The sequence below is a fragment of the Mesorhizobium tamadayense genome, assembly GCF_003863365.1.
GTDB classification, from domain to species: Bacteria; Pseudomonadota; Alphaproteobacteria; order Rhizobiales; family Rhizobiaceae; genus Mesorhizobium; species Mesorhizobium tamadayense.
Genome location: NZ_RQXT01000106.1, coordinates 1 through 7,259 on the forward strand (window position 1 = coordinate 1; position 7,259 = coordinate 7,259).

General features: G+C 61.1%; 7 protein-coding genes and 1 pseudogene. 2 read left to right on the plus strand and 6 right to left on the minus strand.

The annotated features are described in order from the left end of the window. Positions 1-139: 139 nt before the first annotated feature. The 6 genes and pseudogenes from EH240_RS36220 to EH240_RS36245 all read right to left on the minus strand — a co-directional run bounded on the left by EH240_RS36220 (position 140) and on the right by EH240_RS36245 (position 4,493). Positions 140-499, minus strand: a complete 360-nt coding sequence (locus EH240_RS36220) for a hypothetical protein (protein WP_125007137.1) — start codon at positions 497-499, stop codon at positions 140-142. Between the two features lie 214 nt (positions 500-713). Then, positions 714-1,292, minus strand: a complete 579-nt coding sequence (locus EH240_RS36225; RefSeq protein WP_125007138.1) for a hypothetical protein — start codon at positions 1,290-1,292, stop codon at positions 714-716. Next, entirely contained in the window at positions 1,289-1,870 is a 582-nt protein-coding gene (locus tag EH240_RS39525) for a phage late control D family protein (RefSeq protein ID WP_125007139.1), read from the minus strand. The genes EH240_RS36225 and EH240_RS39525 overlap by 4 nt, the downstream gene beginning before the upstream one ends. A gap of 52 nt (positions 1,871-1,922) precedes the next feature. Beyond that, positions 1,923-2,087: pseudogene (locus tag EH240_RS36235) on the minus strand (tail protein X); the annotation flags it as partial. Between the two features lies 1 nt (position 2,088). Further along, entirely contained in the window at positions 2,089-2,532 is a 444-nt protein-coding gene (locus tag EH240_RS36240; protein ID WP_125007140.1) for a phage tail protein, read from the minus strand. Continuing rightward, the gene (locus EH240_RS36245; protein ID WP_125007141.1) at positions 2,532-4,493 is read right to left on the minus strand and encodes a phage tail tape measure protein; all 1,962 of its coding nucleotides are present in this window, start codon (positions 4,491-4,493) and stop codon (positions 2,532-2,534) included. The genes EH240_RS36240 and EH240_RS36245 overlap by 1 nt, the downstream gene beginning before the upstream one ends. Between EH240_RS36245 and EH240_RS36250 the strand changes: the two genes are divergently transcribed. Together EH240_RS36250 and EH240_RS36255 are read left to right on the plus strand one after the other, a co-directional pair. Then, positions 4,482-4,826, plus strand: a complete 345-nt coding sequence (locus tag EH240_RS36250) for a tyrosine-type recombinase/integrase (protein WP_125007142.1) — start codon at positions 4,482-4,484, stop codon at positions 4,824-4,826. The genes EH240_RS36245 and EH240_RS36250 overlap by 12 nt on opposite strands. A gap of 228 nt (positions 4,827-5,054) precedes the next feature. Then, complete coding sequence (locus tag EH240_RS36255; RefSeq protein ID WP_125007143.1) at positions 5,055-6,923, plus strand: adenylate/guanylate cyclase domain-containing protein; 1,869 nt, start codon at positions 5,055-5,057, stop codon at positions 6,921-6,923. The last annotated feature ends 336 nt before the right edge of the window (positions 6,924-7,259 follow it).

Genomic DNA, 7,259 nt, shown 5'->3' on the forward strand with positions numbered 1-7,259 from the left:
ACAAGCACTTAGCTTTTCCCGAAAATCTCACCCTACCGGAAACCCTACCGGAAACCCTCAAAAGCTCCAGCGGGCGCGCTGCCCCCACGAGTCGCCCCCGCCACAGGCGAACGCGGGCAACCGTAAGTCTCACTATGCATTATTGGCAGGCCAGAGCTTTCGTCAATTCGGGTCCAGGAATCGAGACCGCCAGGCGGCCGTTGCCGGCGGCCCGCACCTCGTAGTCGATCGTCGTCGCGGCGCAAGTCCCGGCGAGCGGCGAGCCGCCCTTACGCTCGATCATGAAATAGCCGCCGCTCTTGGCAGGGCCGACCAGCGGAATCGCCGCCGAGATCGGGAGATCGAGATAGGCCATCTTCAGCGTGTTGCCCGGCAAGTTCTGGTCGAGGATGCCTTGTATCGTCTCCGGAACCGAGCCCTTCATCTGGAGCCAGATGACGGCCGTCGCGCCGGCAAGACCGATCGCCGCGAGGATTGGAAGTGAGAAGGCAAGTCGCATGATCGAAACCCCAAAAAAGAACCCGGCGCGGTGGCCGGGTCTTAAAAATAGCAATTGGAGGTTGCCTATACACCGTGAACACTACAGGAACGAAAACTGATTTGCATAGTCGCAAAAAATTCTGTCCCCATAACAAAAAAGGGGCGGCGGCGACCTCACGAAGAGATCAAGCCGCCGCCCTCATGCAAGCGCCGGAGAGACGCTTGCTGTCCTGTTATTCCGGCCCGTCGCCGCTTATCACGTTGCCGCCGAGATCGGGCGGAGGGCTTGAGCCGCCGGAGCCTGAAGAGCTCCCGCCGGCCGCCGCAACCGCCTTTTCCTTGGCCGCGCGTTCGGTGCCGTTGGTCTTGTCGGCGTCCTTCGCCGATTTCTCACTGTCTCCCGCCTTCACCTTGGCTTGGATGGCCGTCTTGTAGCCCTCCGTTTTCGAGAAGCTATGCTCCGCCGTCTCAACGACCCAGGGGATGCCGTCAACGCCTGGCCGGACTTCCCGATATGCGAATGTGCCGCCGGCCCGGATAGACGTGTCCCCGACCACGGTAACGGCCGTGGTGATGCCGCCACGGCTGAGATTGCGCGACTTGGACTTGGCGGCCTTCTCGGCTTCCTCTTCCGACGAGAACGCCTCGCGGAGGCGATAGACGGCCGGACTGTCCGAAACGTCGCTCTCGACCTCGATCTCTTTGCGCTCCCCCTCGTCCTTGTCCTGATAGTATCCGACCACTTTCCCGAAGCTGCCTCGATCCGAGATCGACACCTTGCACGTTCCCTCGACGATTCGATCAGGCGTCAAGACGAAGCCGCCGACGGTCTTGCCAGAGGCCGACTTGCCGGCGCCCTTCTCCGCGAAAATCGCTTGCCGTCCTTCACCGTGAAAAGGGCGTCGTGGCGGCCCGCCAGGCGGTCCAGAACGCTCATGTCGCTTTCGTCGACCTGGCCGAACCATTTGTAAGTGTGAGCGCCCACGGCGTCGCTCACGGCCGGCGACAAGCCATGATCGCCCGCGATCTCGGAAACGATGTCCTTGACCGTCTTGTCATCCCAATGCCGGTTCTTGTGTTCCTTCAGCGTCTCGCGCATGTCGGCCGCCTTGCCCTGAATGGACAGGCTGAAGGGGAAGCAAGCGATCTCGACTTCGTCGACCACGAATTCGCCGAGCGATTGGACGCCAGTTTCGGCGTAGCCCATTGCGACGGAGATCGAGGCCCCACGCCGAGGGATTTCCGCGAACGGGTTGCTGTCGTCGAGCTTCAGATCGATCGTGTCCGACCGCGTCCCTTCCTTGTCCGTCACGGTGACGGAGATCAGGCGCGAGTAGAACACGTCGGAAACCGTCTTGCCGTCGACAGTGATCTCGACAACTGGCGTCATGGCTTAATCCCAAAAGGCGAACGACTTCGGGCGCGCTGGCGTCGGCGGCCGAGATCGTGGGGAGTTTTACGATGGTCCCGGCCGGCAGAACCGGGCCGAGATCGGCGAGGCCAGGATTGGCGTCGAGAACGGCTTCGGTGAAGCCGCTTTCCTCGCCGTAGAAGGCGGCGCAAATCATGTCGACCATGTCGCCCTCAATGCACGTATAGGTCGCCATGTCAGAACCCCAAATTCAGGAAGCCGCCGAGAGAGATCGCCACGCTACCGCCCACCGCCTTGCTGTAGGCGGTGAGCTTGATCTCGTAGCTGTTCTGTTGCGGCGTGCCGCGCCGATCGTGGTAGCCGCGATCTTCCGTCACCCGCTCGACGACATAGTTGCCGTAAATCTGGCCGCCGAGCGAAACCAGCATGAGCGGCGTTCCGGAGATCGCCGCCTTGCGGATGCCCTCCAGTCCGGCCGCCCCACCAAGAGCGACCGGAAAGAGAACGCCCTTGATCGACACGCTGTCGGACTTCGGGCCGGTCCATTGCAGCACGTCGAAGCCGCGAGCAACGGCAACGTCTTGCCACGGCGTTTCGAGCGAGCGCGCGACATCGGTATAGCTGAAGCCGAGCGCTTCGAACGCATAAGGGCCGAGCGACATCGTGACGGGTCCGGACATTAGTTGCCTCCATCGGCCAGGTTTTGACGCATGGCGGCGCTAACCTTGCCGCCCACGTTCGCGCTTGCCGAGTTGGCCGCCGTGCCGGCTTGCGCCAGGACGGAGACGAGTTGCCGTGCCTTTGCGAGGGCCGCGTCAATCGACGCCGTGTCGATGACTGGAGCCGCCGTCACGTTTAGGGCCGACTGCATATCCGCGCCGGTCTGTTGCGCCTTCAGCTTGGCCGCATCCATGCCCTGAAGCATCGTGTCGAATTCGTTATGCTTCGGCTGGATTTGCGGCGGCGGATTGAGGAACCGCTGGAGGTTCCGATACCGCTCCATGTCGTCGGGCAAGGTCGAGAGATCGACCCGCTCATGCTCTTCGAAGTGTTTCGGCCCGGTGAGGCGTTGAAGGCGCTGTTCCCGCGTCTCCGTTGGGTTGATGCCAAGCCACCAACCCGGTGTGCCCTTCTCCGGCATCTTGCTTTTGGCGGCTACGCCTGGCCCGAATTTCGAGATCGCCGCCGCACCAGCGCCAAGCCCCAAGAGGCCAAGCGCCACGGAGCCGCCCGTGAGGCCGGACAGCCATTTCGCCGTGCGCAAACCGGAGAGCGTGTAGGCGATCTTTACGATCCCCTCCAGCGCGCCGAGGATGCCCTTGATCGGCGAGAGCGCCAGGCGCGCGGCGAAGTTCAACGCCGTCATGCTAGCCGCGCCGACCAGCAGGGAGCTCCCCAAGCCGCTCACATTGGCGTGCGTGATGGCGTCGAGGATCGTCGCGATCGGGCTGTCGTGCAGGCTCGCCCCGAATTGCTGCCAGCGGTGGAAGATTTCCGCCATCTTGTCGCCGGACATGCCATCGCCCTGGATGCCGAAGATCAGGTCGCGGATATCCTTCAGGGACGTTGCGACGCCGGAAAGAGCCTCCGCCGCGCCGCCCTTATAGCCGAGGCCGTTGAAGAACCCGTTCGCCGAGGCCGAGAGCCGGTCGAGGATCGACACGCGCCCTTCCGCCGTGGCGAAAAAGTTGTTCAGATAGTGCAGGCTCCCGTTGATGGCCGGGAGAAGCTTCGCGCCAAGGGCCGCCGCCGAGAGCTCGACGTTATGCGTGAACTGCGCCCACTGGTTTTTCGTGGTGTTCTTGAAGCTCTCGAAAACCTTGTTGACGGAGCCGGCATACTTGGCCGTGTCGCCAAGCTTTTCCATCGTGTCGACCACGCGGTCGACGTTGCCCGCCAACGCGGCGACTTCGTCTTGCGTTTCGAGGCCGAAAAGGTCTTTCATGAAGGTGGCGCGGTCAGGCCGCGACATCTTCTCCGTGAGCCTCAAAATCTTGATCAGCGCTTGCGTCGGGTTCTCGAAAAACTCTTTCTGGAGCTTTTTCGAGTAGCCCTTGCCGCCAAGCTGATCGAGGACTTTGCCCGCGCCCTTTTTGCTCCCAAGCGCCGTCATCTTCGTGAGCATGGCGTTTACCGCCGTGCCGGCTCGCCCGCTTTCGAGGCCGACTTCGGTCATCGCCGAGCCGATCGCGAGAAGGTCTTTCGGCTTCAGGCCGGCGGCCATAGCGCCAGGGCCGGTGCGAAGCACGAAGTCGACTAGCTGCTCTTCGCTCGCGGCCGTGTTGTCGGCGACGTAGTTGATCGCGTCCGCGTAATCGGTGAGTTGGTCCATATTCAGCTTCAGCGAAGCTTTGATGTGGGCCAGGCTATCCGCCGCGTGCTCGCCCGTCATGTCGAAGGCGATTGCCACTTTCGACCCGAGAAGCGCGAAGCGTTCCAGATCTTCGTTTGCAATGCCGAACGTGCCGGCTTGCGCGACCAGGCCCGCGATCTCCGTCGCCGCAAGCGGCGTCTCGCGGGCGAGTTGCTTGATGCTCGCCTCCAGCTTGGCAAGCTGCGGCGGCGTCATGCTCACCTTTTTGGAGACATCGGCCATGAGAAGCGGCAAAAGAGCCGCAATGTCGGCCGCATGATCGCGCACGACTACGTCGTCGAGTGGGAGGGAGAGCCGATCGGCTCGATTCGCAAGGCGTTCGCTTCCGTGGTCGAGGCGGCCGGGCTTGGCTGGTATGATGAGAATGGCAAGTTCGAAACCGACATCACGCCCCACGTCCTACGGCACACCGCCGCAACCTGGCTCATGCAGAACGGCGCGAGCCTGTCGACGGCCGCCGACTTCTGCGGGATGACGGAGGCGGTTCTCCGCGCGACCTATTGGCATCATCACCCCGACTTCCAGGCCGAGGCGGCGCACCTTGTCACCGCAAAGGCTCCGGCGCTGAAGGCCAAGAGCAACGTCGTTCGCTTCGGCTAGTGGTGAAAATCCAACGCTTGGTGCCCACGGTGATTCCCGTTTTGGGTGGAACTTTGCCGTTCGTCACACCCGTCGGAACGCGCAGGGAGCGCCAGAACTGGACATCCAACAACGGCACCGTGACCCCCACAGGCAGTGACCAATCCGCTTGCGGCTGAAAAGCTATATGCCGTTCCCTGGTAGTGTAGTATCTCAGGCACTTCGGCTCACCGGGAAGGGAGCCTCGGCATGCAACGCAAGCTCGCAGCCATCCTCGCTGCCGATGTCGTCGGCTACTCTGCTCTCATGGAGCGCGACGAGGCGGGGACCTTTGATCGCCTGCAGGCGGGGCGCAAGGAACTGTTCGAGCCTGAAATCGAAAAACACCACGGCCGAATTTTCAAACTGATGGGCGACGGCTTACTCGCCGAGTTCGGCAGCGTGGTTGATGCGGTGGAATGCGCCGTGTCCCTGCAGCGTGGCTTGACAGAGCGCAATTCCAATCTTCCCGAGGATGAGCGCGTGAGTGTGCGCATCGGCATTAACCTTGGCGAAGTCATCGTTGAAGGCGAAGATCGTTACGGTGAAGGCGTCAACGTGGCGGCGCGGCTTGAGCAGCTCGCCGATCCTGGGGGCATCTGGGTTTCCGGCAAGGTCGCGCGCGAGGTCGAGAAGAAGCTTGCCTTTGGCTTCGAGTCGATGGGCGACCAACTGGTCAAGAACATGGCCGAGGCAGTGCCCGCCTATCGCGTTGTGCTCGATGGATCGGTTCCGCGGAAGCGCCTGACAGCCCTTCGGTCGGGTAGAGGGCGACTGCGCTGGATAGCCGCTCTGGGGGGAGGGGTGGCTGCCTTGATCATTGCCGCGGGCGCTGGCTTCTGGTTTTTCAAGTCGGCAACACCGGCAGATGCCGGGCCGCCAACGGTAGCAGTCCTGCCGCTTTCCAACATGAGCGGCGACCAGGCTTTTGAGTATTTCGCCGATGGCGCCACTGAAACATTGATTTCCGACCTTGCCCGCTCTCCCGAAATTAGGGTCATCGCCCGAACGTCAAGCGACGCATATAAAGGGAAGGCGATGGACATTCGCCAGATCGGCAGGGAGCTGAACGCAACCTATATCGTTGAGGGCAGCATTCAGAAGAGCGGCAAGACAGTCCGTGTCGTTGCGCAGCTCGTCGATGCGCGTACCGGTGAGCACGTCTGGGCAGAACATTACGACAAGGAGGGTGCGGATCCTCTCGCTCTGCAAGACGAAGTCGCGGCGACGATTATGGGGACCTTGGCTGGAGAAGAGGGACTTATAAAAAGAAGACAATACGCTGAAGTGTGGGGCAGAGACAGCAGCAGCCTGGATGAATATAGCTACTATTTGAGAGGGCACGAGCTGTTATTACATTTAAACAAAGAAGATACAGAAAAGGCAATTAGAATATGGCTTGAGGGTTTAGAGAAGTTCCCGACTTCGTCCTTGCTCAAGGTCAACCTTGCATTTGGCTATTATCAGCTAGTGTACGGTGGATGGAGTGCTGATATCGAGCGGGACTACTCTCGCGCGGCAGAGCTGGTGAATAACGGGCTCGCCGAGAGCTACGTGTCACCACTTGCCAAGACATTGGGACACCTCTTCCTTGCATTTTATAACTTGGAGTTTGCAAAGGACTACGAGCAGGCGCTGAGGGAGAGTAAGATCACGTTGGAATTGGCGCCAAGCGACCCGTTCGTAATCTCCATGATGGCAACGGTTGCCATTGGTGCCGGCCAGACGGACGATGCAATAGCGCTAGTGACTCCCATTCAGGATATGAAGAGCGGCTATGTGTGGGCCTCGCCACAGTTTGTACTTGGCCGCGCCTATTTCGTAAAAGGGGACTATGCGCGGGCAGCTGAACTACTGAATGAGGCGCCAGCCGACGCCGCTTCCTCCCTGCCGTTCTTGGCTGCAAGCTATGCGGAAAGCGGAAAGGATGGACAGGCAACGGCTACTATCGCCAAGGCGCTCAAAGAGTTTCCGGCACTGTCAGTGGCCTTGATGCGTCAGCTCTTTCCAAATCGGGACGACGCTGTCATTTCGCGCCAGGACGCTGCGATGCGAAAGGCTGGCCTGCCAGAGGGATGACTGTCTATGGTGTTGGGGACGGTCTGCCGGTCTCGTCCCATACTGCCGGTGTGCGCGCCCTCGAGGTCCGCCTTGGGTCATGGGCGTGAGTTCGGCCGAGGGCAAGCGAACCTCCGCAACGGGGGTCGAAGCGGCTTTCGTCCAGGGCACCAAACGTCAGACTTTCACCACCAGGCTCCCACCGGATACCTACCGGAAACGCCGAAAAAGACCATGAACAAACGTGGTGGACGACAGCAAAAAAGCCCGGAAATCCGGGCTTTTCTTCGCAAAATGCCTTGTTCGGGACGATGGGGTCGCAGGTTCGAATCCTGCCACTCCGACCAGAAACCAGAA